Source organism: Bradyrhizobium sp. CCGUVB23 (assembly GCF_024199885.1).
Classification (GTDB): domain Bacteria; phylum Pseudomonadota; class Alphaproteobacteria; order Rhizobiales; family Xanthobacteraceae; genus Bradyrhizobium.
In genome coordinates this window covers 4,889,882-4,913,602 of the sequence record NZ_JANADQ010000001.1, presented here as the reverse complement: position 1 = coordinate 4,913,602, position 23,721 = coordinate 4,889,882, and the positions used below count along the sequence as shown (strand labels likewise).

Genomic DNA, 23,721 nt, shown 5'->3' with positions numbered 1-23,721 from the left:
CCACCATTACCTGCCGCGCTCGCCGGTCGGCATCTTGTCGGACAACATCGCGGTCAGCTCCTTTAGACCGCACGCGGTCGACATCAGTCATGCAACCCACGCGACTGCGCTCCGAGCAAGCCAGCAAGCCGCTTCGAAAGCTTCGGTCGGCTGTCGAAATCCAAGTCTCATGCTAGGAGCGTTAGCTGTCGAGGAGTTGACAATCCCTTGCCAAGGGATCGGAAATACGTCGCGCGCGGCAGGCCCGCGAGGCGGCATAGTCAATGCACGTCGGCGTTTGCGTCTGTTACCTGAGAAGTCATCGTTTGGATGACTTCGACGATGCGGATGCGGATTTGCCTTGCGCTGGCGGCCGCTCCAAGGCGCGCAAGGCTTGTCGAAAAAAATCGAGGTCCATCTGCTGGCGCCCCACCAGCCCTTCGAGCTCGGCGATGCGCGCTTTGGCGAGCGCGAGGGCGGAGCGCTTGTCGTCGTACGTCGCTAGCGGCTTCAGCTTGCGGGGGCCAGGCTTGGGTCCGCGCTTGCGGTTCAACCCGTCTGGCCTATCGGCCCTCCACGCCTTGATCCAGTCGTGGAGAATCTTGCGAGAAATACGGAGCCACAAGTTTCATTGTGCCATCGGGTGCCACCTCCCAAGTGACCGCATATTCGTCCTTCGCTTTATCAGACCGGTGTTTGGTCCATGAAAAGACAACGGGTACGCCAGCGTCGGTCTTTCGGCCAACCTCCCATCGCCTGGGAACGAGGTGGGCTACCGTCGAGACCTTGGCAAAGATTTCCTCCGCCGTCTCACCATCCTGCGCTCGCCAGGTTGATCTAACCTTGTCGATTGAAGGCTTGTCATCCGCACGGACGCCACCGCCCTTACCGGCTAGCCCGCCGGTCAAAAACAGCCATAGAGTAAGGCCAACACAGCCCCCGAGCCCGAACCAAAGCACGCTTCTATCAGTCATTTTCTTTGTTCTCTTACCCCACGCAGCCGGCCCTTATACCCGCCTCGCATCGTATCTCCGAAGACACACAAGACGCACCTATCAGGGTTGGTAGATGGCGTCTGGAGTGCCCATCGGGCGATGAACTACTAAATTTCACGCTGTAGCATTGCTTCTCTCGGTGAACTCCGTTCGGGGGAAGCGTTCATGGTTCGTCTCAGGTGGGAGGGAGACGATGCCGAATTTCCGGTTGAGAGATGGGCATTATTCAACGATTAGTTCGAGACGCCGCGATGGAGCCTGAAATGGTCAGCCGCATCACGGCGGCTTACAAGCGAGCGCTCCATATCCTTTGCGTGAAGGATGGTGACGATCCGCTATCGGAGATGATCGCGAGGAAGATCATCAAGATTGCACAAACCGTTGTCCGTGACCCGGCGGAAATTGCGGCCCTTGCGATCAGAGAGCTCGAACTTCGGTAAGGCGAACACCGCCATCTGTGCAAGCTCGGCAGCCGTGAGGGATCAACAGCCGTGCCCTGGCCGGGCGCGGGCCTTGTTCAATTCGAACAGTTCGATCTTGAGCGCTTGGTCCCGGTAGTCGAGGGAGACAAGCGCATTGTGGGCGCACGTGCGCCGGCTGTCGGTCTTGAGACCAATGTCAGCAATTTGACGCTACACGCCACTACGAAGTGCCTCCATAATCTGCGAATTCACTTCGGCACGCAACTTGCTCGGTTCACGGCATCATCACCAATCGCAGTGCGATGGTCTTCGGGACGGACTTGCCGCGCGTCGCTGCTAGCGTCTGGTTCGCCCCGACGGTTTGCTGGCGACAACAAGGACGCTCGGTTATGGACCGAGAAAATGCAGGGAAGTGTTCGATGCGGTCTGGAGTTCTTCTTTCGGGAGCCACAACAATTGCGCTCGTCGCAACAGGTGCAGCCAATGCGGCAGACCTTGTGCCAGTAGTGAAACTGCCCGCTGCTGTTTGGAGCTGGTCCGGAGGCTATATTGGCGGGCACGTCGGCGGCGGCTACGGCCGAACCTCCTTCAGAAATCCGTACGGTCCGTCAATCTATGGGGGCGCCGTCGATACCCCAGTGTTCCTCGCAGGCGGCCAGATCGGCTATAACTGGCAGAACAACGGCTGGGTGTTTGGCGTCGAACTCGATGCCAGCGGTGCTGTCTCCGACGGTACAAATACTTGCCTCGCGCCGTCCGGCTTTCTCGTGAGCGCAAACTGCAAGGCAGGTCCCAACGTCTTTGCCACGGGGACCGGTCGCGTCGGTTACGCGTTTGGCGCGCTGGGTCACACGCTGGCCTATCTCAAGGGAGGCGTTGCTTGGCAAAACAATCGAGGCGACATCGTCAACAACTTCGAGGGCCTCGCGCCACAGCAGAAGACCCACTTCGACTATGGTCGCCTCGGTGGCATCATCGGGCTGGGCGTCGAGCAAGCGCTTACGCCTGCATGGTCGGTCAAAGTAGAGTACAACTATCTGCATTTCGGTGGGCCAAGCGTCGCGACTCCTCCGACGGTACAAAATCCGCCATTCGCAATTCTTCCGGCGAACACAACGGGCCTGTCCAGCAACTATCACATCGGAAAAATCGGATTGAACTACCATTTTGGCGCCGACCCGTGGACGCAGTGGTCCGATGCACCGTTGTACGCGAAAGCACCCGCCGTCGCGCCGCCGATGGCTTACGCCGCCGGTTGGTCGTTTGAAGGCGGATCGCGGCTCTGGCTCAGCCGGGGACGATTCCAATGGAACTTTGGCGCTGTGCCCGTCGAGATCGCTACTGTAGATCCCAACATTCTTGTATCAAGGCTCACCTACCACCGCCTCGACGGGCTTTCCGGTGAAGCATTTGGTCGTGTTGACAGCCCGTGGGGAGTATTCCTGAAGGGCAATATTGGCCTCGGACGCTTCAACAAAGGAAACATCAACGATGAAGATTGGAGCTTGGGGCCGCTTTCCTATGTCAACAATATATCCGGCCAGGCAAACGGGAGGTTCACCTATTACACGGCCGATGCCGGTTACGATTTCCTGCGCGGCGCCAACTACAAGGTCGGCGGATTTATCGGCTGGACGTACTACGAACAGAGTTCCGACTCGATCGGATGCATGCAGATTGCCAACCCCAACTACACATGCCCGGCGAGGGCAGACACTATCATTGGCAGCCAGAATACTCAGTGGAATGCACCTCGTGTCGGCCTAAGCGCCGAAACCATGCTCACCGAGCGTTGGCGTTTGAGCGCGGACGTCGCTTACCTGCCCTGGACCGATTTCAAAGGGCGTGACAATCATCTGTTGCGCCCGACGACCACCTTCATTGAACAACGCGGGAATGGAGGCGGCGGGATCCAGATTGAAGGCGTGTTGTCCTACTTGATCACCAAGAACTTCAGCGTCGGCGTCGGCGGGCGCTACTGGGCAATGTGGACCAAGAAGTTCGGTGAAGCGACATGCACAGGCTGTGATGGCCCGGGAATCATCGCTGGGACTCAGTTTTCGAAATTCGGCATGGAGCGCTGGGGTACCTTCTTTCAGGCGTCCTATAGGTTCGATTGAGTCAGCCAAGCTCCAGGCCCGTTCGATGCCATCATGAAGCTTTGGTAGTGACACCGACTTCGGCGCCAGTTTGGCGCCGAAGTCGTTTGGCATGTGAAGCAGTAGATGAACGCTCCGCCTTGCGCGGCGGCACGGTTACGTAGGGCTGAGATATCGGCTGTGGTGGCGTTCGAGAAGAATTTTAGCAGGGTCGGCAAGACGGACGCGATTCGGGCTGCGGCGGCAGCGCATCATCGCCTCTTATGGATTCATCCATTCCTCGACGGCAACGGCCGTGTCACACGCCTGATGTCGCATGCGATGCTGTCAGAGGCGCTCGATACCGGCGCTGTTTGGTCCGCAGCTCGCGGCCTTGCTCGAAATGACAGCGCCTATAAGGAGCATCTCGCGCAATGTGATCTTCCGCGACGCAACGACCTGGATGGTCGTGGCAGCCTCAGTGAGGAAGCCCTCGCATCATTCACCCGCTTCTTCCTTGAGACCTGCATTGACCAGGTGAACTTCATGGAATCGCTCATGCAGCCTGATCGGCTGCGCACGCGCATATTGCTGTGGGCGGAGGAGGAAATTCGCGTCAACAAGCTGCCCCCTAAGGCAGGTGCGGTGCTTGAAGCAATCCTCTATCGCGGCGAGCTTCCGCGCGGCGATGTAGCCGGCCTTCTCGGTCTGACGCCACGTCATGCCCGACGTATCGTCTCTGAACTCCTCGGCCGCGGCGTCCTCAGCTCAAAGGGGCCACGTGATCCGTTGTTGCTTGCGTTCCCCGCCGCCCTCGCCTCGCGGCGGATGCCGGGGCTGTTTCCGGAGCACACGGATGAGTGAGCAGGGCATGAGCTTGTCGGTGGACACAGAGGCGCGCAAAGCGGCTCGAGAGATCGTCGCTACCAAATGCCGTTGCCGCGCAGGGGCCGCGTGATGCGTCCTGCACTGTGCTCGACCTTCCAAGGCTGGTGCCAGGGCCGCGCACCTTTTTCAAGTTCGCGGACGATCTGATCGGTGATCTTCTGATAAACGTCCGTTCTCACTTTTGCCTCCTAATTGCCGGTTGCGCATGCAACCGGAACTAGGCCCGCGCCGATGAGCAGGGGTGGGCCGTCACAGGCCGGAAAACGAGCGGGCTTGGTGCGGGCCGGACCCCGGACTTGATCCGGGGGACTACACGGCCGCCGTTTTCCGCCCCTCATTCTTCATGAGGGGCTTGGCCTTGACGGCCCGGGGGCCGCAGGCCCCGATCAGGCGTGCGTCTGGCGCATCGCCTCAACTGAAATGGCACCCGGGCCGCGTGAGCATAGCGACCTGGCACAGGCTTGCAGGTGACAGGGCACGCGGGACGAGTGTAGCGACGCGACCGGTTAAAAGGGCACCCGGGACAGAGGCAGTGATAGCGATCGCCGCAGGCGAGCCTCTTGCTTTCGTCGGTCTTGCGCTGCTTGGCGCCGTCTTCGTGAACTCGATCTACGTGTCTGCGCATCGGGCGTCGGCTGAATACGTCGCGCGCGGCAGGCCCGCGAGGCGGCATAGTCAATGCACGTCGGCGTTTGCGTTTGTTACCTGCGAAGTCATCGTTTGGATGACTTTGACGATGCGGATGCGGGTTTGCCTTGCGCTGCCGGCCGCTCCAAGGCGCGCAAGGCTCGCCGAAACAAATCGAGGTCCATCTGCTGGCGCCCCACCAGCCCTTCGAGCTCGGCAATGCGCGCTTTGGCGAGCGCGAGGGCGGAGCGCTTGTCGTTGTACGTCGCTATCCAGCTTATCCCTGTCGGCACGGGTCGTTTCCAAATTCAAATACTCGTCCTTAGAGACTGTTATGAACCAGCAGCGAGTTTAGCGACGTTTTTAAGCATGATGCATGCGAAGGCGATGAGGTGAAGGTCGTCGAACGATCTTTCGCGTGGGCCACGCGCTTCCGAAGACTTGTCAAAGACTACGAGCGATGCGCTCAGACCCTCGCTGACCTTCTTCGTCGTCATGCGCTCGCCACGCTGCCGGCGGCGTTCGCAATGCTCCAGAAAAACAACGGCGACGTCCTTCACCGTGAATTTTGACGCGTCGCAGCTTGCCTGCACCGTCCTCGAAGCTCGGCTTAGCCACCTAGCTCTCGATGTAGCCTGCCCGAATTCAAATTCAGCGACCGAGCACCGCGGAGTTCGGCCTCGCGTAAGTGTGTGTTGGTGCAGCCGTGCACGAATGCACAAGCGTTCATGCCTGATCGTCAGATCCTCTTGGTGACGTATTACCGTCTCATCGTCGGCAAACCACTGCCTTCGCATCTTCCTTTGCCGCCGACGCGCTTTGTCCACTCCATGAATTCCCTGATCGTCCCGACTTGATAGGACATCGGATTTTTCCGGTGGCGATGGCGTCAAAGGATGGCCTCGATGCCTTTGCGCCGGATCGTATCGAGCAGCACAAGGGCTGGGCCGTTTGGACGTTTTGCGCCACGTTCTAATTTGGACACGTGGTCAACCGTCAGATGCAGGAATTTAGCGAAAACGGCCTGGCTCATGTTGGATTGCTCACGCAGTTTCCGAATTTCCGAGCCGGTCAACGGCGCGATAGTTGCGGCAGGCATGCTGCGGTTCAGCTCACGCATCGTCAGCTTGTGCGATTCAGCGTCCATGATGCCGAGCTTGTGCATGGCATCGGCGGTTTCGGTCATCTCGCGGGTGAAGCGGTCAGACAGTTGCTCTTTCTTCTTGGTCATGGTGTCACCTCGATTAGCTCTCCCTGTTGAACAGCCTTTTTTATCGACGCGGCATCGGCTGAAAGCCACGCGTTTGCGATCCGGCGCAGGACAGCTAACTGCCGATCATCGACGTTGCTCTCGTCGCTTTTGGCGAAGCCGAACAAGAACACCGAAAAATCCTTGGCCCGAAATGCGATCATCATGCGATAGCCGCCACTTCGTCCCTGCCCTTGCCGGGCAACCCGCTGCTTGATGAGGCAGCCGCCTAAATCGGCATCCACCAACCCCCGTTCAACTCGTTCAATCGCGTCGAGCAGACGTTTTGCTGGAATCTTTTCGCCGCGAGCGAAGCGGGCAAATGTCTTGAGTTGGTAGACCGTCAAGCTTCCTCTCTAGTTCATTGAACTGTAGTTCATTGAACTGTGATTTGGAAGCAAAATCCGCGCAAGAAGCTTGCGTTTTTCAAGATCGAGGGGGCGGAACGCAGTGACGCGGGAATTGCGAGCCGCGCGACGGCTCTGATTGTTACGGGAGGCGCGCCGTAAGGAGGTCTCTACGCTCCATCTCGGAGGCGGAATTTACCGTGAACAAGGCACCTCGGTTTTGTGCCGCTTTGTGCCCATTTTGTGCCCCGGAGTTTTTGGAAGCGTCTTGTAATCGGAGCCGGAATCCAACTAAACGGCTGATAATAAACGGTTTTCTTTGGGAAGAGTTGTAAAGGATCGTTACGGCATGAAAAAGCCCGCCAGAGGCGGGCCAATTCTTTGATATTGTTGAGAAAAGCTTGGTTGCGGGGACCCGCAACAGTCGCTTCCCTAGACCTTCGCCAATTGTGATTTCCCTGACATTATAGTGGCTTAGGATCTAACGTCTGCGCTTTCCACGCAAGCCGAAGTCGCACCCCGTCGGAGCTATGCCTTAATCTGTCACTGGCCGGCGCAGGCAATCTTCCTCTTGATCCGAAAAAAGACGTGAGCGCCATGCGCCATCCAGCGCTCGTAATCGGCGAGCGTCTCTGCTGGGAAGTTGGCCGATAGCTCATCTTCCTGCCGCATACGTCGGATCTGGGCGCAGATGCTGTGAATGGCTGACGCGGACATGCCTAATGCGCTACCCACTCGGAACTCGGCTTCCATCGCAGGGCTCTTCATACCTTGCCGCTTTGCGATCTCATACTCACCGCGGTAGTACGCCTCCACGTGATGTTTCCACCAAGGCCAGTCTTTAAATCTGCGTCTGCGCTCTTGGGGAGACCCTTCTGGGCCCGCCAGAAGCGAAAAAGCATTGATTCTCGCAACCAGCATGTCTTCAAGCGGCTTTTGCGCGGCGACCACGGGCCGGCCACGACCTGCAAGCCTTTGCATCCGCTTCTGAGCATGGCGATTGACACCTAACGCTTCCAGACGCCGGATATCGGACTTTTTCCAGGAATGCCGACACCGGTAGGCAGCCAACAGCTGTCCCCGACGGTATCGGCGATCCAAACCTTCAGCCCAAGCGACCAACGACCTTCCGACGGCAAGTACAAGCACACCAACCACAACAAGGGTTGCCAGAGCTTCGTCCGGAATTTTCGGGGGCGTCTTCTCGACCGGAATTTCAGGGGTCAAATCGGCCATGTCTTCCTCGTCTCGTGTTTGTGTGACCCAATTTGCCCATCGAAGAGACGTCGATCACGTCAATTTAAGTCGGCGGCACCTCCGGCCATGCCCAAGCCACCAAGACGTCTCTCTAGCTGACCTTCCGACGTGGTTACCGAGATCTTTCCTGTTGAGCTATACCGCGGCTCTCGTGAAGTCTTATGGGTTAGTAGGGACCAATCCTGACCGATGACGCAGATAAAAAAGGGACGCCGAAGCGTCCCTCAACCTTACTTGAAAAGCTCGTCGTAGGCCCCCTGATCGTACTCCCCGCCTGCAAGCGCTTCTGGTGGTCGGGCCAGAGCACACCCACTTACAGTGAAGTCGAGTTGAAGCAATTGCGCACTTAGGAGTGCCCTCGCGTTTGCAATAATTGCGGCGCAAATGGCTTCTTCCTGAGCAAGTTGTGTATTGTCAGGTCCCTTCGGAAACGCGCTCGCATTAGCTCGCATCTCAGAACGTATTTCGAGTGCGCGACGATACGCGGCGCCGGCAATCGTTAGGTAAACCTCGATAGACATGATTTTCCTCGCTGGCCCTCACCTCTCGCCCAGTGAGGGCGGTAGATGGAAGGCCGACGAGGGCCAAACGATATGATTGCAAAAATATTCTGGGGCAGCTTTGCCAATTTTCAAGTATCGGCTGCGCCATCTCTCGGCATTTCGTTTCCCCGAAACCTATTTGTCGATCTCCCGTTGCAATCTGCGAGCATTGGCTCGCAAACGACGCTTCTTGGTCGCAGCCTTCAATAGAGGCGACGGACGTCTGCGCTCTCCTTGCTGAAACATCTTAACCAGCACCTGAAACGCCTCACTTGCCTTTTTAAGCATGACCGTGTGCTGCGAGATGGCGGCACCATGACCACGCAATATGCCTGAAAGAATCGCGGTACCTTCAGTAATATGCCGGGCTGCTTCTACATATCTATCGATGGCGGCGGCCAGCTCGTTATTCTTGTCGGCTGCCGCCCTTGCTTGATCGAGATTGGCCTTCAGTTCTTCGTACCTATCCTGCATGTCTTGGGAGGCAGGCTTGAGATGCCGTGTAACGATGGCAAGCGCGTCAATATGAGGTTTGAGAACCTCCCTAACAACTCGCTCAGTGGCACGGACGGTCACCTCATCATCTGTAGGACCTCGTTTAAGCAGCAACAAAGCTTCCTTCACCACGTCGCTTTCGGCGTCGTAGTTCATCTGCTTCTGACGATTCGTTATAATCGAAACGAAGTCGTCATCGAGCGAAAACGTCTTTGGCTTCTTCTTAAGGTTTTTTGGTGCAGATGGCTCAGTCATAAGGCCTCACAAGAGAAAAATACGCTTATGAAGCAGTCATAAGCGACATCCCCAAAATAGTGCTCTAGCTAATACGTCGCCCGATAAAAACGCAATCGGGTCGGCGCCGGTACGTCTCCGGTGGTGGAGGCAGTGGCCGATGCCGTACCTAGACCCGACCAAACTTGACGCCCGCTTTAAGCTGCCCGTTGAGCGCTGTCTGAAAAAGGACACAAGTCCGGCGGCGTGGGGCCACCAGTGGGATTGGCCGCTCCCCGAGCTCGGTGAATTCAACGACGCTAAGGCACGTTGGGCGGAAAAGCCGTCGCCCAGCGATTTCCAGTGCTTTGAGCCCTTTCCGACTTCGGCGGAGTTCGCCGGGCTTTTCGAAGAGCTTCCACCACAGCTGTGCGAGGCTCACGCCGACTTCTCAAAGCTCAATGGCCTCGGCAGGCTGCGCGACACGATCGCCAACCGTTACGCCGAGCGTGAAGAGCACAAGCAGCGCGCCCTGCGCATGCGCGACTGTGGCAAGATACTCGCCTTCGACCGCTATCGCATCGGCGATCGCGAGGAGCGCTTTCGGGTTCTCGCTAACGGCTCGTTTTGCCGGGAGCGGCTCTGCCCGACCTGCATGAAGCGCAACAGCGCCTGGCAGCATGTCCGGCTCAGCAAAGCCGTCGAGCACTACCTTCGCGTAAACCCGCTGCACCAGGCGCTCCTCCTAACGCTGACAGTCAGGAACATGCCGGTCGACCAGCTTCGCGACTGGCTGAGCCGGCTGTTCAAGGCTTTCTGGAAACTCATGCGCTACAAGCGCGTGAGGGACGCGGTTCCGACATGGTATCGGACGACCGAGATCACCCAGAACGCCGAGACCGGCGACTTCCACCCCCATCTGCACATCGTCCTGTTCTGTCCGCCCGAGTATTTCAAGCGGGCCAGGGGCCTCTTTATCACCCAGCCCGAATGGGTTGCGATGTTCAAGAAGGCTCTGCAAGTCGACTACACGCCCGTCTGCGACATCCGCGCCATGCCGGGCGTGGGCGGCGGCGCGCCGCTGGATGACCTCGGCCGCAAGTCGCTCTTCGAAGCCTGCAAGTACGTCTGCGAGCCCGGCATGTTCTTCGAGAGCGAAGACCTCGATGGCTTCCCGCTCATCGAACTCCATGACGCGCTCCACGGCCGACGCCTCATCGGCATGTCCGCCAACCTGCAACGGATCATGGACGAGCAGAGCCTGCCGGAAGACGAGCCGGAGGACTTCATTCCGCAGAACGCCCGGCTGCCTGAAGGCGCCGTGCTGGAAGGCCGCGAAATCTATCATTGGCGGAGGGGCAAGACATCGACGGATAGCCGCTACGTGCTCGTCGAGTTTCTGCCCTGGCGCCAGCCATCAGCAACCATGGAGGCGGTCATGACCAACGCGTTACCAGGCTAGCTGCTCCAACAATAAACCCCGAACCGAACTAGTTGAAACGATGAAGGAAAGCACATGAGTCAAGCGACCCAAATCCTAGCTGATGCTGTCGCCTTTCTCGAAGGCACTCTATCTGGGAACAGAGACGGTATCTTCAAAGGACAGAACGGCGGCAAAGACGAGCCATTTGGCATGATTCAGATGGTCGGACACGACGGAAACTCGGTGAAGACCTACGAGATCAGCCTCGCCGAAGGTTTCGACATGAAGCGCTACCCCGTGGGCACCAAAATGAAAATTCCTGTGAGGATCAGCGCATCGAAGGACGGCAAGCGGATCTACTACCGCGAGGTCCCGCAAGCACCAACCAACGGCACCGGGAGCACCCAGGCCCGCTCTGCTGGCGAAGACGCACTGCGCACGACCGCCAAACTCTGACTATCCCCTTTTCAAGCGCTACGGCCGGGCGATGGCGCCCGGCTGCCTTCAAAACATGGGAGTCTTCAACTATGAGCGACTATAGCGACTACTTGGACAAGGTCGGCAAGGGCGAGATCTCGCGCAAGGAGTTCATGCGCGACGTGCATCGCGCCAACGCGCACAACGAACACCCCATCGGCGCCCGGCTCGCACCACAAGGGCTTTTCGACAACGAGTGCGTGTTGTCGTACTACAAGGCTAGGGGCGAACCGCCGCCGATGCCAAAGATGAAGGTTGGCACGATAACGCGACGTACCATCTTCCAGCTCGTAGAGGTCGGCGAGTTTTTCGAGCCAAAGCCGACCAACTACCCTGATCGCGCGCCGTGGCTGTACCGGCTCGTAAATCGCGGCCTAGTCGAGACCTTCGAGCAGACCGTCGAATACGAGCTCGGTGTCGGCGCGAAGCTGACTGACGCAGAGCTGGATCAGCTCCGGCCGCAGCCGCTTGGCACGGCGCCCTACTATGACAGTGACCTCAAACCCACGCCCAAGCTCCTTGAACTGATCCGGGCTTGGAAGCGTAGTGTCGACTAAACACAAGGGGCCGCGGCGACGCGGCCCCTTCGTCATGGAGGCGGCAATGTTTAGGATATTCAAAGAGCTGTTCGTCCCGCCAGCACCGGCAACCACCGGGCCCGGTTGGCAAGGCAAGAGAAGCAGCGCTCATGTGGCGCATTTCAATTGGGGATGTCGCGACATTCCCGGGCATCTGCTTGGCGAGACCTGGGCGGTCGACGCCGAGTTGCGTTATCCGTTTCCGGGAGCCGTCTACGACGACAAGATAGTGTTCCAGTATCGCCTGGTCACGGGACAGACGAGAGGCTTTCTTCAGCGTATCAGCGGGGGCGAGCACATCCGCGACGAACGCAAGCAGGAATGCATCCTGTCCGAGATGGTGCACCGCGTACCCGAAGTTCTATCGAAGCAGATATGGGCGGCCTGGAAAGCCGTGCGGGAGAGAATTGAGGCGGAACGTGCGCTTGAGGCGTTCTCGACCAAGTTCAAAACGATGGTCGAGGCCGATACCCAGGCCGTCATCAACACGCTACGCGCCGGGGGCCAAGCGAAGCTTGGCGATTGGCTGAACATCATGAAGCCGCCAGAGGCGTTGTTCGACAATCTCGCAAGAACCACGGCCGACGCCGCGCACAAGGTAGATGCTGCGCGTAGAGACGCGGAGCGGGCGCGAGAAGCCGCGGTGCGAGAAGCCGAGCGCAAGGTCGCAGAAGATTGCGAAAGTGCCCGCAAGCGCTTGCTGTCAGGCCCGATAGCGCTTAGCGACACCATGCCTGGCAGCATCGTGCTCGGCACCGCAGTCAAAACCGGCGACACATACCGTGTCGAACTGCGCAAGCTTCGGCATCTTTTGCTGTGCGGTGTATCAGGTTCGGGAAAATCGGTCCTGCTTCACGAAATAGTCTGGCAGATGGTAGCTCTGCCAGACTTTGAGAAGATTATCGCCATCGATCTCAAGGGCGGCATGGAGTTCGCCGCCTATCGCAAAAGCGATAAGGTCCAAGTCGTCTGGGATTTTGAGAGTGGCGACGTCGCACGTGCGGTGGAGGGCCTGCTGCGCCTGGCAGAGGAACGTCAGGCCTACATGCGTGAGAACAGCCTGCGGAACTGGCCCGATCACGGCCGGGTGGCGCTCGTCATCGATGAATTCGCCGAAGTGCAATCGGCGATCGACACCGCGAGCGAGAAGGAGGAGAAGGCGCGGGCGAAACGCTTGGCCGCAAACATGGTGAGCCTTGCTCGGCGAGCGCGGGCACTCGGCATCCATATTATCATCGCCGCGCAAAAACATACGACCGACTCCATCGACAGCGCCCTGTTGAACAACCTTAACTGGCGGTTGGTGCTGCGCCAGGGCGCGCGGCATTCGGCGCGGGCGTTGCTCGATATCGACGACGACTTCGATGCCTTGCCGGTGCCGCCGACGGAACTGCCGGACGGCCGGTTCTACGCTTACGATACCAGCACCGGGGGGCTGAATCTGCTGCAGGCGCATGTCGCGCCGGGGGTGGAGCTGAATTGAGCACGCCGACGGGGAAGCACGACGGTGGGTGCGAGCGCGGGCATGACCAGCCGGCGGCGGCTCGTCGCTCTTCCGGGCACGTGTCTCGCTCGTGTCATCGGAGCGGTAAGGCTAGGAGCGACAAGTTCGCGGCCATGAAGAAGGCCGAGCAACGCGAGCACGGCCGCGAAGCGGCCGCGCGCAGCGGCGCGAGGCCATTTCAATTTATGTATAGAAACAGCAGATCACTTCGCAGCTCCTGCAAGCTCCGTCTGAGGCCGTGCCATAACATCGTGGCTGGCAGTGTAGCCCGTAAGCGACGATGCCTGGTGGTGGTTGCGCGAAGAGCGGGCAACAAAGACGGTAGCCCCGACAATGAGCATCATAGCAAGCGCGAAGCAATCGACCGCGAATTGTCGGCGGCGTGCCGCGGCACGCTGGTCGCGGACGGCTTCGGGCAGTGGAGGCGCGTCCCCTTCGTAGCCCTGTTGCCAGGGCAGACGCGCGGGCCGAGGGCGGTCGATCTGAATGCCGAGCCCGACCTTGTCCCATTCGCTGTTGCTGATGAGGACACATCGCAGGTACTTCGCCAACACGTCGTCGTTGCGGCGTGGCGGGATATTGCCGGTGTCGTTTTCTTTGAGCCAGTCCCGGACGTCGGCGAACGATTGGTCGTCGGTGGTCAGGGTCAGGCGGGTCGTCCATGTGTGGTGATTCATGGCGCGTTTGCTTTCGTTGTTTATGGTCGCGAGGTCAGCCGTGCGGGTGGGCGGGCGCGTAAGCGCTCGCACGCACGCGGCGGCATTTCACTCGATGGTGGTGCGAGCACCGGTCTTGGCGAGGTCGCTGGAATGACCTATGCTCAAGGCTGGTTTTGTGTGGTGACAAAACCTCGAAGGCCCCGACCTGCTCGGGGCCTTTTTGTTTGGCAGCGCCGGAATTTAAATCCCCTCGCGCTGCCCCACGATGCTTCCATCGCACATACTGTTTCATTCGCTCCACGCGCCTTCGGGCGTGATGGAAGATTTATGGAGTCAGACAGTGTTGGTATTGAAACCAGGCTACACCCGGCCGGGCTACAGGTGGACCTTCCCCCTTGATGGCACGAACAGTCCTGAGGGCATCGACATGACCGGCCTGCCCCTGGGCAAAATCGGCAAGGACGTGACTATCAACGGCGACCTGATCCTCAAGAACACGGGCCTCACGGAATTGCCGCAAGGGTTGATCGTGACCGGCAACCTCGACCTTACCGGCACGGAGGTCACATCGATTCCTGAAGATACCAAGATTGGCGGCAAGATCATCGGCCTGCCGAGAAGAACCATCTAGCGAACGCAAAGATCGCCCGCGGGGCGCTCCTTTGATGGCCGCTGGTCATTCCCGTTCCTCGACGAGAAAGCCCTCGTCGCCGCTACTGTGCCAGGCGAAGGCCTCAGGTCCGTATACATCCAGGGTCCTCCGCGCTTGTGCCTCGGCGTCTTCCTCGGACGGCGCGTCGACGAATAACTCGTGGATATTCCAGATGTATAGCTTTACGCGATAGCTCTTGAGCGGCTTCTCATCGGCTGTTGCGGTTGCTGCTAGCGTCTTGTCGTTCATGAATAGAAACAGCAGGTCACTTCGCAGCTCCTGCAAGCTCCGTCTGAGGCCGTGCCATAACATCGTGGCTGGCAGTGTAGCCCGTAAGCGACGGTGCCTGGTGGTGGTTGCGCGAAGAGCGGGCAACAAAGACGGTAGCCCCGACAATGAGCATCATAGCAAGCGCGAAGCAATCGACCGCGAATTGTCGGCGGCGTGCCGCGGCACGCTGGTCGCGGACGGCTTCGGGCAGTGGAGGCGCGTCCCCTTCGTAGCCCTGTTGCCAGGGCAGACGCGCGGGCCGAGGGCGGTCGATCTGAATGCCGAGCCCGACCTTGTCCCATTCGCTGTTGCTGATGAGGACACATCGCAGGTACTTCGCCAACACGTCGTCGTTGCGGCGTGGCGGGATATTGCCGGTGTCGTTTTCTTTGAGCCAGTCCCGGACGTCGGCGAACGATTGGTCGTCGGTGGTCAGGGTCAGGCGGGTCGTCCATGTGTGGTGATTCATGGCGCGTTTGCTTTCGTTGTTTATGGTCGCGAGGTCAGCCGTGCGGGTGGGCGGGCGCGTAAGCGCTCGCACGCACGCGGCGGCATTTCACTCGATGGTGGTGCGAGCACCGGTCTTGGCGAGGTCGCTGGAATGACCTATGCTCAAGGCTGGTTTTGTGTGGTGACAAAACCTCGAAGGCCCCGACCTGCTCGGGGCCTTTTTGTTTGGCAGCGCCGGAATTTAAATCCCCTCGCGCTGCCCCACGATGCTTCCATCGCACATACTGTTTCATTCGCTCCACGCGCCTTCGGGCGTGATGGAAGATTTATGGAGTCAGACAGTGTTGGTATTGAAACCAGGCTACACCCGGCCGGGCTATAGGTGGACCTTCCCCCTTGATGGCACGAACAGTCCTGAGGGCATCGACATGACCGGCCTGCCCCTGGGCAAAATCGGCAAGCACGTGACCATCAACGGCGACCTGATCCTCAAGAACACGGGCCTCACGGAATTGCCGCAAGGGTTGATCGTGACCGGCAACCTCGATCTCACCGGCACGGAGGTCACATCGATACCTGAAGATGCCAAGATTGGCGGCAAGATCACGGGCTGCCGAGAAGACCGTCTAGCGAATGAAAAGAGCGCCCGCGGGGCGCTCCTTTGATGGCCGCTGGTCATTCCCGTTCCTCGACGAGAAAGCCCTCGTCGCCGCTACTGTGCCAGGCGAAGGCCTCAGGTCCGTATACATCCAGGGTCCTCCGCGCTTGTGCCTCGGCGTCTTCCTCGGACGGCGCGTCGACGAATAACTCGTGGATGTTCCAGATGTATAGCTTTACGCGATAGCTCTTGAGCGGCTTCTCATCAGCTGGTGCGGTTGCTGCTGGCGTCTTGTCGTTCACATCATTATCTCCCTTTGGTTTCGGCCACGCCTTTCGCGGCCGTCGGGAATTCCAAAAGGCCGGCGGCACTTGAGCGGGCGCGCAACGGAGGGTCCGGCCGAGGGACCCGCATTTTTTGGGACGGGCCCCGAAAAATTCGGGAGACGGTTGGATGCCTTGCGCGTTCGCGCCGCTGGCCTATGACCGACTTCAAGGCCGTGCGCGTTGAGCCGACAGAAGGGAGAGCATATGGGCCACGATGCCCGCCGTAGACACCGGGCCTCCAAGGAAAGAGAACCAGCCCTCGTCGTAAAGTCGCAAACACGATTGCACGATTTATCAATGCTACGGCAGCGCAGCCAAAGCCCCGGACGAACGGAGCCCATGCGGGCTCACGGCCAGTCGCCGCCCTCGTCGCCTTGATCGATGACGTCGGGGCATTCCTGGCCTTCGTAAGCCGGGCGGAAGTTCACGCAGAGTCCGCCGAACCCGTTTTGGTACTCGGCATGATCCGAAACGATGCCGTAGTGATCCGCCAACACCTTAGCGGCGCGGCTCACGGATGCTTCCACGGCGCCGATCAAGGCACGTTGCGTGGCAACGTCCAGCGTGGAGCCCACAATCGTGTCGCAGAGGTCATTGACGTCGAGTATCTTGGTCATGTCGATGCCTCCTTAGTATTCGTCGGCCCGCATGATCGTCATCACGCGGCTGGTGACGGCCGGATCTGCCGGGTTGGGAGACGCGAACCTGCCGTTTAGGTCGTAGTAGTCGACCTTGAAGAAGAAGCGGACTGAATCGAGATCGATCGAGCCGAAGTCGTGCTCGCCGTGCGGGTCGTTGTCCGGCGTGAAGCTGTCGAACTTGCGTACCGCTTCGAGCAGCTCGGCCTGGCGGTCGATTGCGAGGCTGGTAACGCCGGGTGTGAGCAGGACGGTCCCGCCGAAAACCAGGTTGCGCCTGAAGCTGTCGTTGAGATTGCGGATTATGTCGGCGTTGATGTCGTTGGTCATTAGAGGTTCTCCCGTTGGTTATCGGCTGCGCCATCGCGGCCGGTCGGGAGAATTCGAGGGCAGCAGGCCTGAGCGACCAGTCAAGGAGGCTCCGCGTGCAACGCCGCGTGGATGCCTTGACGGGTTGCGCTGCTGACCTATTCACCCGACCTTACCGGCCGGGTGGTGCGAACGATACCTCGGGATATGCTCAATGACTGGCATCGCAAAGCCAGCGCTGATCTGGCGACTCCGATCCGAAATGCATATCGTGACGGTCGAAGTAGTGCGGGGTCGATATGCGCAGGCTGCTGCAGTGCGATAGTTCTGGGGGACGCATGACGGACAAACGAGCCTACCTCGGCCGGAGCCTCAATCAACGCGCCTACGATGCAGCAGATAAGGCCGCCGCTGCCTTCGAAGCTCTGATGCGGCAGAATGCGGCTCTGGGACGACTCGCCAGCGGCCATACGTTGATCGGGTTCAAGACCGAGGCGCTGCGGATCTTCAATGAGGAGTTCGCCAGCGCCGCCAGCTTCGCGCTCAACCTTCTGGACTCGGTTGACGAAGAGACTTCGCAGGCGATCGCTTATTTCGCCAATCGGCTTGTCGAGCTGATCTATGGCAAGCTGGTGATCTGTGGTCCTGGCACCGGCATAGCTGAAGCTACGGTGGCGCGCGAGCTAAACAACATCAAGATCGCCCTCCAGGAACGGCGAGAACGGGTGCTGGATGATTTCGCGCACGGCATGGCAGGGGACAAGCGGATCAAGACTGACCCGGTCGTAAGTATCGCCGATACCCAATCGACCAGCCCTGACGAGGCTCCGGCTTCAGATCGCGTTGTCCGGATCGACCATAACAGTGTGGGCTATCGCGAGACCGAAGAGGCGCTGGATACTCTTGAGCATGGTCTGAAGTCGACCAACGACTTTCCGGGCGAGCCGGAGGAGAAAGACCAGTTCGTCGCCGAAGTATCCGCCGCACGGCGGCTGTTGCAGGCCGCACGGGTTCGTATCGCCGCCCTGGCTGAGCTTCTAAAACCGCTGCTTGTGCAGTTCGTCGCGAAAGTGAAGGACAACGTGATTGCGACGCTGGCGGCCGCTGCCGGCGCAGCAATCCTTGCTTGGCTTGGCCACATCTTCGGTTGAGCGCCTTCTTGAGCGGATGGAGCTTAAAATCGTATATGTGATTGCACGATTTCCCGCCGCCGATCCAATTGTAATTGGCGTCATTCGACGCAGAACCATCGAAGCTTGCTCTCTAACGCCGAGCCTGTAGGCTTCTAAGCAGATGAGCGATTCCGACATCCCACCAGAACTTCCGAACATCGAAGAGCTGCTGGCGCGAGTGGCGCCGCCAGGCACGCCCGACGAGGCGCTGGCGCTGGCGCCCCAAATGATGGATTTAGTGCTAGGCTTAGATCCGCTGAAGGCGGTTGCTATCATTGGCGGCTTAGCGACCGATCCACGATTTCAAGCTCACCAGATTCGGCTCGACTACACGCTGCGCATCGTTCTCGCGATGGCCCGAGGTTCACGAAAACCGAGGCAGACCGACCTTGCCGAGTTGCTGAATGCTAAGCTTGTCCAGGCCCGCGTTGCGAGGCTTGAAGACCCCATCGAGGACTTCTTCGTGGAGTCGCTGTTAACTCGGGAAGGCGAATTCCTCCTTTTTTCAGGCGGATGGGAAAAGGCCTCGATTCACACCGAGATGATTCTAAATGCGTTTCGCCGACTGCCTAATGGTGAACCCAAAGCCAGGGCGGAGCGTCAGGCCTTCGCGCTCTTACAGTTGAGCACAGAGCTGGTCCGGCGCGCCGGAGTAGAGGCGGGTACGATAGGCGGAGGCTCTCCGAACGGCGACATTTCCGTCCCGTCCGATACCCGGCTTGCAACTCTGGCGGCAAGGGTGCGATTTACCGACCCGGAATTGCGTAAACTTGGAATCTCGGCCGAAGACGTAGAGCCCTTTTTCTTGGCGCCTTCCGATCGGTCTCTAGTCGGTTCACGCGAGCCAGGTTCTTCGCCTTTGGAGTTCAGTCCTCTCTTCAAAACAAGAAATGGGCTGATCGTGGGCGCCCCGGCCAATATCTCAACGGCGGTCCGCGCGCTTTTGATTAGCACGGCTATGGTGCATGACCTGAGCCCGTTCTTGCACTTAAAGCTGCTCGAAGCCAAAGCCATGCTGCTAAATCAAACCGGCTTTCGCCCCATACCGAGAGGTCGCACGAGCATATGCGACGACCAGCTCTACAGTGAGGTGGTGATTGAACTTTCTGCAGGACGTTTCCTGCACGTGATCCTTTCCGTCGATGGCTTTGCGGGTTGGCCTGATCGGGCTTTTGGCTCAAGCACGCCCAGCAGCCAGGAACTTGTGGATGCGATCATTGGCTCGATGCGGAGGGCAAGAGTCGAGGCGGCAGAAAGTCCCAACTTTGTCGAGGGAATGACTCTCTGGCTGTGCGGCGGATGGGGCGCAGGCCGCAGCTTTGAATATATAGCTGAAAACGAGCTTCCTGACTGGACATTCACCGCGGTCGAGCCCGCCGATATGGCAACCATGACGATCTGCGAGGATGGGAAACTCAGCGATATCTGGCGATTACAGAAACAAGTCTCGCTCGTCGGTGAGCAGGGCTTTCAGTTTTTTGCCACGAACGGCCTTTTGAATCTTTTCAATTGGTGGCGAACGTCCGATCATGCGTTGGTTCCTCCACAGGAGATCGACGCAGCCCCTCCTCTTTCGATTAATTTCGATACCAATCTCTTGCTCGATGCCAGGAAGGAGGCGTTGAACGCTTTTGGCAGGCGGGTCGTGCAAGACGAGCAAGGTCGCTGGCACATGGTCGCCCGCCTGGAGAGGGGAGAGCAGTATCAGGCTCTTCAGCACGTCTACGGTTCGCTGGATGATGCTCAGCGGGCAGTATTGGCAGGTGTGGTTGCCGATCAGGGCTCCAAGTGGTGGATAAGGCTTCGCGCCGCTGATGATCAGATGAACCGCGATACATTTGAAACATGGCGGACGGTCCTTATCTGGGCTGGCCAAGTCCTGCCAAAATTCCTTTCCACCGTGAAGGTCAGAGACATCGTCGATACGATTGGGTTCGACGTAACCGCCGACGGATTTCCTGACGGCTACGATTTCCGGACGAATCCCGCTCCGTCTGACCACGAAATTGATGAGGCATTGATCATAGCGACCGATCTGTCTCGAAAAAATGTCTCCATCCATTTGAAGCCAAAGTGGTTCGCCGGATTTTACCGTGCCGACAATTATGCAGAACGCGCAATGGCGGTAAGCCTCTTACGCGGCGCATGCGCGATTTTTGGAATCGAACGGTCTTCCGAGGATCTTCAGAAACTCGTCTTGGCTTCAGTGGGATCTACTGATTTTCGCCACCGCCACGCCTTCCTTGTGCAACGACCGATCGACTACCTCGTTTCTGGCGGACTCATATCGAGCTTCTCCAAGATTCCGACCTCGGCCGCTGCTTTAGCGAAATGTGGCTCCACGTGGCGGGTGCATCCGCGCAGCGAGGGCGTGCGGATTGAGGGGAAGGAGCAATGCTTATCGCTCATTCGTCGAGTTGTGGACGATTGCCAGGCAAGGCTATTGGCCGACGTTGCCATTTACAATCGGCAGCCTCTCATTGTGTCTCTGCTCGACGGCCTTCAATCCGCGATGGCGGAAGAAGCACATTGGCGTCGTTCCGCCAGGGCTCTTAGGGCCATCCATGGCGTTGAGCGCGATTTCGAGTTGAGCCTTGACCACGTAATGGCAGCAAATGGTGTGTTGCGCGCCAATTCTATGCTGGTCGAAATTGCGGCTGTTGAAGCAAGACCGGAAGGCGGCAGGCCCGCCGGAACAATGGATATCGAGGAATTGCAGGCGCGGGCGCTCCAGGTGTTCCAGACCGCCGACAACTATCCTGCTTTCCTTGCCGACCGGATCGAGCCTGCGATCCATATAAGCCCGACCGGCGATATGCTGTTTCAACACGACTTCCACGAAGCCGCAATTGCACGTAACGCCGAATTGCGTCATGCCCGCGAACGTTCGGCATCGAGCGACGAGTATGTCCGGCGATTCGAACCAGAGCGGCCGGGAAAGGACCCGGATTCTGGCTTCATACCGGCCCTCCAGGCCGAATACCGCGTTCCCGTCGAGACGTTTCGGGAGCTGGCAGCGGTCACGGCTACGCTGGCACGGCAAAAGGGCCAAGGTGTCATGATCCTGAGGAGGTCGGAGTTCGTGACGGCGTTTCGACAGTTTGACTTCCTCTCGGGTCTCGATTTCGAACCGCTCATTGATCGCCTTATTCTCCCGCACCGCGCAAATTGGCGCGAGATCCCAAGCGGCTGCACGCCGAGGGATTTCGATCTTTCCAAGTTCGACCGCCGCTATTCGTTGATCGGACGACCGATCGTCTCGCTGTCCAGCGACCCCGATCCGCTCTTGGCGGTAGCGCCGGGATTGATAGAGCGGGCACTCGCGCACAATGTTAGCGGGGCGGCCCAGGGGCTTCTGCAAAATGAGTTTTGGACTAGCCCCGAAATGAGGGCTTATTCAGGCACGGCTGGCGCGCGGCTGGGGATTGAATTCAACGAAGACTTGGCCCGGCAGCTCTCCGCTCTGGGATATACAGCCACTGCATCAGTCAAACCCTCAGCTTGCCTGAATCAGAAGGCAACGGAGGAATTGAAGAGATTGGGCGATATCGACGTGCTAGTCGTGGCGGGAGGAACGCGCGTCTGGGTCTGCGAAGCCAAAGACCTCAAGATGTGCCGCACCCTAGGAGAGGCAGCCAGTCGGCTGTCAGAATATCGCGGTCAGGTCATGAAGAATGGAAAGCCGGACAAATTACTTCGGCACCTTCAGCGTGTTGACTACATTCGTCGACATTCTGCTCAATTGGGCAAGCGACTTGGATTGGCCGCCGAGCCGACTGTCCACGGCGTGATGATCGTGAATTCGCCCCAGCCTATGCAGCAGCTTGCACGCGAGTACTCAAAGGATTCGACCGTCGTCATGCTTGATCGAATTCAGAGCGTCCCATGGACGGACGGTTGGTAAGCAGCATGAGACTTTGATTGCCCAAACCGTCCGCAACTATTGCTCAGGGACGAAACTTAAAATCGTGAATGCGATTTCACGCGCCTACCTGGCCTCTTCCCGATAAGATGAAGAACTTGCTTTATTCAGCCGCTTCAGCGGGCGTGCTCTTAAGCTCTGCAAATTTCGCCGCCATCGTGGGGTTACCCCGGGTCAACTTTTTAATCGTCACATCCTGCGCCTTGTCGTTCGCCAAGCGTAGATTGCGGTCAGCCCCGATCAGCGCATCCTTCGTTTTCTGCAGGTGATCAATGGACTTGTCGATCTCCGTGATCGCGGTATGGAAGTGCCTGGAAGCGAGATCAGTGTTCTTCAAGAATCCGTTCTTGAACGTCTCCAGTTGGCTTTCGAACTGGGTGATGTCGATATTCTGCGCCTTAACCAGCGCCAGCTCGGTCCGGTACTTCAGGGAATTGAGAGAGGCATTCCGCAGCAGCGTAATCATCGGCAGGAAAAACTGCGGCCGGATGACGTACATCTTGGGATAGCGGTGGAAGACGTCGACGATACCCGTATTGTAGAGTTCGTTGTCGGGTTCGAGCAGTGAGACCAGGATCGCATACTCGCAGCCCTTCTCGGTGCGATCACGGTCAAGCTCCTTGAGGAAATCCTCATTCTTGCTCTTCGTCGCGGTTCTATCGCTCTCGTTCTTCATCTCGAACATGATCGAGATGATCTCGGTGCCGGCCTCGTCCGCGTCGCGGAAGATATAATCGCCCTTGCTGCCGGTCCGCGCGTCGTTGTCTTTCTCGAAATAGGCTCGCGGAAACGCCATCGAGCGGACCCGGTTGAACTCGGTCTCGCAATGCTGTTCGAGGGTCTCGCCGACCATTTTGGTTGAGAGACGGGCCTTCATATCCTTGAGGCGCTCGATCGCGTCGTCCCGATCCTTGATCTGGGTTTCGTACTTGTCCTTGAGCGACTGCTCGGACAGCTGCTTTTCAAGCTGGACCTGCTTGATGCCGTTTTTCAGTTCATCGCGGTCCTTCTCGACGGCACCAACGGCCTCGGTCACGGCGAGCTTCTTCTCAACCTCGACGGTCTGAAGCTTGGCCTTTAGCTGTTGGATTTCCTCTTCCTTGGCGGCAGAGACCTTGTGCAGCTCGCCGGCCAGGAGCGCTTCAGCTAGTTCCGAGGCTGCTTTCTTTTCGCGCTCGGACTCGGCCAGCGCGTTCGCAAGCCTGTCACGCTCTTTTTCCACGACACTGAGCGCTTCGGTGACAGCAAGCTTTTGGGAGACCTCCGTAGCCTCAAGCCTGGACTTCAACTCCTGGATTTCGGCATCCTTGGCAGCCGCGGTCTTCTGCAGATCGCCACTGACCTGGGCTTTGGCCAATTCAATAGCGCTCTGCTTATCGCGCTCGGCCAATTCCAGCCGTTCGTGGAGTTGCTGGGCGAAATCGGCGTCGCGGACCTGCTTCAGGATATCCGCGTAACCGGATTCATCGACCTTGAAGGCCTTGTCACAGTGGGGACAGATGATCTCGTGCATGGCTCCTGTCCGGATCGGCGCGGCTGCTGTTGTCATTCAAATACGGGCTAGGGCCAACAGAATCGGCCATGCACCTTTGAGAACAAAATTAGAACAGACGAGTTTTCACGGTCAAGCAATACGCCACGCTTCCAGGCA

At 58.6% G+C, this 23,721-nt stretch carries 25 protein-coding genes and 1 pseudogene; 12 read left to right on the top strand and 14 right to left on the bottom strand.

The genetic code is table 11. The features are described from left to right. Nucleotides 1-1,237: 1,237 nt before the first annotated feature. The 4 genes and pseudogenes from NLN62_RS22745 (at nucleotide 1,238) to NLN62_RS22730 (ending at nucleotide 4,338) form a co-directional block, all read left to right on the top strand. Nucleotides 1,238-1,414: a hypothetical protein gene (locus NLN62_RS22745; protein ID WP_254110275.1), complete on the top strand. Its 177-nt coding sequence runs from the start codon at nucleotides 1,238-1,240 to the stop codon at nucleotides 1,412-1,414. Between the two features lie 401 nt (nucleotides 1,415-1,815). Then, a complete protein-coding gene (locus tag NLN62_RS22740; protein WP_254110274.1) occupies nucleotides 1,816-3,516 on the top strand; it encodes an outer membrane beta-barrel protein in 1,701 nt (566 codons plus the stop codon). Nucleotides 3,517-3,621: 105 nt separating this feature from the next. After that, a pseudogene (locus NLN62_RS22735) lies at nucleotides 3,622-3,810 on the top strand (Fic family protein); the annotation flags it as partial. Nucleotides 3,811-3,816: 6 nt separating this feature from the next. Beyond that, a complete protein-coding gene (locus NLN62_RS22730; protein WP_254113884.1) occupies nucleotides 3,817-4,338 on the top strand; it encodes a hypothetical protein in 522 nt (173 codons plus the stop codon). A 59-nt stretch (nucleotides 4,339-4,397) separates the two neighbouring features. Here the strand turns inward: NLN62_RS22730 and NLN62_RS22725 are convergent, their stop codons facing one another. From NLN62_RS22725 to NLN62_RS22695, 7 genes are all read right to left on the bottom strand, one after another. Then, nucleotides 4,398-4,541 (bottom strand): ArdC-like ssDNA-binding domain-containing protein, encoded by a 144-nt coding sequence (locus tag NLN62_RS22725; protein ID WP_371933012.1) that lies wholly within the window; start codon nucleotides 4,539-4,541, stop codon nucleotides 4,398-4,400. A gap of 780 nt (nucleotides 4,542-5,321) precedes the next feature. Beyond that, a complete protein-coding gene (locus NLN62_RS22720) occupies nucleotides 5,322-5,549 on the bottom strand; it encodes a hypothetical protein (protein WP_254113883.1) in 228 nt (75 codons plus the stop codon). Nucleotides 5,550-5,878: 329 nt separating this feature from the next. After that, nucleotides 5,879-6,220, bottom strand: a complete 342-nt coding sequence (locus NLN62_RS22715) for a DNA-binding transcriptional regulator (RefSeq protein WP_254110273.1) — start codon at nucleotides 6,218-6,220, stop codon at nucleotides 5,879-5,881. Then, the gene (locus NLN62_RS22710; RefSeq protein WP_254110272.1) at nucleotides 6,217-6,585 is read right to left on the bottom strand and encodes a type II toxin-antitoxin system RelE/ParE family toxin; all 369 of its coding nucleotides are present in this window, start codon (nucleotides 6,583-6,585) and stop codon (nucleotides 6,217-6,219) included. The genes NLN62_RS22715 and NLN62_RS22710 overlap by 4 nt, the downstream gene beginning before the upstream one ends. A gap of 543 nt (nucleotides 6,586-7,128) precedes the next feature. After that, nucleotides 7,129-7,821: a hypothetical protein gene (locus NLN62_RS22705; RefSeq protein WP_254110271.1), complete on the bottom strand. Its 693-nt coding sequence runs from the start codon at nucleotides 7,819-7,821 to the stop codon at nucleotides 7,129-7,131. Nucleotides 7,822-8,072: 251 nt separating this feature from the next. Continuing rightward, a complete protein-coding gene (locus NLN62_RS22700) occupies nucleotides 8,073-8,363 on the bottom strand; it encodes a hypothetical protein (RefSeq protein WP_254110270.1) in 291 nt (96 codons plus the stop codon). A 156-nt stretch (nucleotides 8,364-8,519) separates the two neighbouring features. Continuing rightward, complete coding sequence (locus NLN62_RS22695) at nucleotides 8,520-9,134, bottom strand: hypothetical protein (protein WP_254110269.1); 615 nt, start codon at nucleotides 9,132-9,134, stop codon at nucleotides 8,520-8,522. 139 nt (nucleotides 9,135-9,273) lie between these two features. On the opposite strand from NLN62_RS22695, the gene NLN62_RS22690 reads away from it, so the two are divergent. From NLN62_RS22690 to NLN62_RS22675, 4 genes are all read left to right on the top strand, one after another. Beyond that, nucleotides 9,274-10,554, top strand: a complete 1,281-nt coding sequence (locus NLN62_RS22690) for a protein rep (protein ID WP_254110268.1) — start codon at nucleotides 9,274-9,276, stop codon at nucleotides 10,552-10,554. A gap of 54 nt (nucleotides 10,555-10,608) precedes the next feature. Continuing rightward, nucleotides 10,609-10,971: a hypothetical protein gene (locus NLN62_RS22685; RefSeq protein ID WP_254110267.1), complete on the top strand. Its 363-nt coding sequence runs from the start codon at nucleotides 10,609-10,611 to the stop codon at nucleotides 10,969-10,971. A gap of 71 nt (nucleotides 10,972-11,042) precedes the next feature. Then, nucleotides 11,043-11,549, top strand: coding sequence for a hypothetical protein (locus tag NLN62_RS22680; RefSeq protein ID WP_254110266.1), 507 nt, complete (start codon nucleotides 11,043-11,045; stop codon nucleotides 11,547-11,549). Further along, entirely contained in the window at nucleotides 11,539-13,053 is a 1,515-nt protein-coding gene (locus NLN62_RS22675; RefSeq protein WP_254110265.1) for an FtsK/SpoIIIE domain-containing protein, read from the top strand. Before NLN62_RS22680 ends, NLN62_RS22675 begins: the two co-directional genes overlap by 11 nt. Nucleotides 13,054-13,277: 224 nt before the next feature. On the opposite strand, the gene NLN62_RS22670 is transcribed toward NLN62_RS22675, so the two are convergent. Next, nucleotides 13,278-13,751, bottom strand: coding sequence for a hypothetical protein (locus NLN62_RS22670; protein WP_254110264.1), 474 nt, complete (start codon nucleotides 13,749-13,751; stop codon nucleotides 13,278-13,280). A gap of 322 nt (nucleotides 13,752-14,073) precedes the next feature. On the opposite strand from NLN62_RS22670, the gene NLN62_RS22665 reads away from it, so the two are divergent. Then, on the top strand, nucleotides 14,074-14,364 hold the full coding sequence (locus NLN62_RS22665) for a hypothetical protein (RefSeq protein ID WP_254110263.1): 291 nt from the start codon (nucleotides 14,074-14,076) through the stop codon (nucleotides 14,362-14,364). A 45-nt stretch (nucleotides 14,365-14,409) separates the two neighbouring features. Here the strand turns inward: NLN62_RS22665 and NLN62_RS22660 are convergent, their stop codons facing one another. After that, on the bottom strand, nucleotides 14,410-14,634 hold the full coding sequence (locus NLN62_RS22660) for a hypothetical protein (protein ID WP_254110262.1): 225 nt from the start codon (nucleotides 14,632-14,634) through the stop codon (nucleotides 14,410-14,412). 16 nt (nucleotides 14,635-14,650) lie between these two features. Further along, nucleotides 14,651-15,124 (bottom strand): hypothetical protein, encoded by a 474-nt coding sequence (locus NLN62_RS22655; RefSeq protein WP_254110261.1) that lies wholly within the window; start codon nucleotides 15,122-15,124, stop codon nucleotides 14,651-14,653. Nucleotides 15,125-15,446: 322 nt separating this feature from the next. Here NLN62_RS22655 and NLN62_RS22650 point away from each other — a divergent pair, with 322 nt between their 5' ends. After that, nucleotides 15,447-15,770, top strand: coding sequence for a hypothetical protein (locus NLN62_RS22650; RefSeq protein ID WP_254110260.1), 324 nt, complete (start codon nucleotides 15,447-15,449; stop codon nucleotides 15,768-15,770). 10 nt (nucleotides 15,771-15,780) lie between these two features. On the opposite strand, the gene NLN62_RS22645 is transcribed toward NLN62_RS22650, so the two are convergent. The 3 genes from NLN62_RS22645 to NLN62_RS22635 all read right to left on the bottom strand — a co-directional run bounded on the left by NLN62_RS22645 (nucleotide 15,781) and on the right by NLN62_RS22635 (nucleotide 16,997). After that, nucleotides 15,781-16,005, bottom strand: a complete 225-nt coding sequence (locus tag NLN62_RS22645; RefSeq protein ID WP_254110259.1) for a hypothetical protein — start codon at nucleotides 16,003-16,005, stop codon at nucleotides 15,781-15,783. 371 nt (nucleotides 16,006-16,376) lie between these two features. Further along, complete coding sequence (locus NLN62_RS22640; RefSeq protein ID WP_254110258.1) at nucleotides 16,377-16,646, bottom strand: hypothetical protein; 270 nt, start codon at nucleotides 16,644-16,646, stop codon at nucleotides 16,377-16,379. 12 nt (nucleotides 16,647-16,658) lie between these two features. Next, on the bottom strand, nucleotides 16,659-16,997 hold the full coding sequence (locus NLN62_RS22635; protein ID WP_254110257.1) for a DUF3768 domain-containing protein: 339 nt from the start codon (nucleotides 16,995-16,997) through the stop codon (nucleotides 16,659-16,661). Nucleotides 16,998-17,275: 278 nt separating this feature from the next. On the opposite strand from NLN62_RS22635, the gene NLN62_RS22630 reads away from it, so the two are divergent. Together NLN62_RS22630 and NLN62_RS22625 are read left to right on the top strand one after the other, a co-directional pair. Further along, nucleotides 17,276-18,127, top strand: a complete 852-nt coding sequence (locus NLN62_RS22630; RefSeq protein WP_254110256.1) for a hypothetical protein — start codon at nucleotides 17,276-17,278, stop codon at nucleotides 18,125-18,127. 142 nt (nucleotides 18,128-18,269) lie between these two features. After that, nucleotides 18,270-22,052 (top strand): hypothetical protein, encoded by a 3,783-nt coding sequence (locus NLN62_RS22625; protein WP_254110255.1) that lies wholly within the window; start codon nucleotides 18,270-18,272, stop codon nucleotides 22,050-22,052. 121 nt (nucleotides 22,053-22,173) lie between these two features. Here NLN62_RS22625 and NLN62_RS22620 read toward each other — a convergent pair whose 3' ends face one another. Then, nucleotides 22,174-23,583, bottom strand: a complete 1,410-nt coding sequence (locus NLN62_RS22620; protein ID WP_254110254.1) for a DUF2130 domain-containing protein — start codon at nucleotides 23,581-23,583, stop codon at nucleotides 22,174-22,176. Between the last annotated feature and the right edge of the window lie 138 nt (nucleotides 23,584-23,721).

Coding starts and splice junctions, on each gene's coding strand:
- NLN62_RS22740 (WP_254110274.1), top strand. CDS start 1,816: ATGCGGTCTGGAGTTCTTCTTTCGGGAGCCACAACAATTGCGCTCGTC.
- NLN62_RS22705 (WP_254110271.1), bottom strand. CDS start 7,821: ATGGCCGATTTGACCCCTGAAATTCCGGTCGAGAAGACGCCCCCGAAA.
- NLN62_RS22625 (WP_254110255.1), top strand. CDS start 18,270: ATGAGCGATTCCGACATCCCACCAGAACTTCCGAACATCGAAGAGCTG.
- NLN62_RS22640 (WP_254110258.1), bottom strand. CDS start 16,646: ATGACCAAGATACTCGACGTCAATGACCTCTGCGACACGATTGTGGGC.
- NLN62_RS22695 (WP_254110269.1), bottom strand. CDS start 9,134: ATGACTGAGCCATCTGCACCAAAAAACCTTAAGAAGAAGCCAAAGACG.
- NLN62_RS22670 (WP_254110264.1), bottom strand. CDS start 13,751: ATGAATCACCACACATGGACGACCCGCCTGACCCTGACCACCGACGAC.
- NLN62_RS22745 (WP_254110275.1), top strand. CDS start 1,238: ATGGTCAGCCGCATCACGGCGGCTTACAAGCGAGCGCTCCATATCCTT.
- NLN62_RS22715 (WP_254110273.1), bottom strand. CDS start 6,220: ATGACCAAGAAGAAAGAGCAACTGTCTGACCGCTTCACCCGCGAGATG.
- NLN62_RS22635 (WP_254110257.1), bottom strand. CDS start 16,997: ATGACCAACGACATCAACGCCGACATAATCCGCAATCTCAACGACAGC.
- NLN62_RS22630 (WP_254110256.1), top strand. CDS start 17,276: ATGCGCAGGCTGCTGCAGTGCGATAGTTCTGGGGGACGCATGACGGAC.
- NLN62_RS22685 (WP_254110267.1), top strand. CDS start 10,609: ATGAGTCAAGCGACCCAAATCCTAGCTGATGCTGTCGCCTTTCTCGAA.
- NLN62_RS22655 (WP_254110261.1), bottom strand. CDS start 15,124: ATGAATCACCACACATGGACGACCCGCCTGACCCTGACCACCGACGAC.
- NLN62_RS22660 (WP_254110262.1), bottom strand. CDS start 14,634: ATGAACGACAAGACGCTAGCAGCAACCGCAACAGCCGATGAGAAGCCG.
- NLN62_RS22680 (WP_254110266.1), top strand. CDS start 11,043: ATGAGCGACTATAGCGACTACTTGGACAAGGTCGGCAAGGGCGAGATC.
- NLN62_RS22620 (WP_254110254.1), bottom strand. CDS start 23,583: ATGCACGAGATCATCTGTCCCCACTGTGACAAGGCCTTCAAGGTCGAT.
- NLN62_RS22690 (WP_254110268.1), top strand. CDS start 9,274: ATGCCGTACCTAGACCCGACCAAACTTGACGCCCGCTTTAAGCTGCCC.
- NLN62_RS22730 (WP_254113884.1), top strand. CDS start 3,817: ATGCTGTCAGAGGCGCTCGATACCGGCGCTGTTTGGTCCGCAGCTCGC.
- NLN62_RS22700 (WP_254110270.1), bottom strand. CDS start 8,363: ATGTCTATCGAGGTTTACCTAACGATTGCCGGCGCCGCGTATCGTCGC.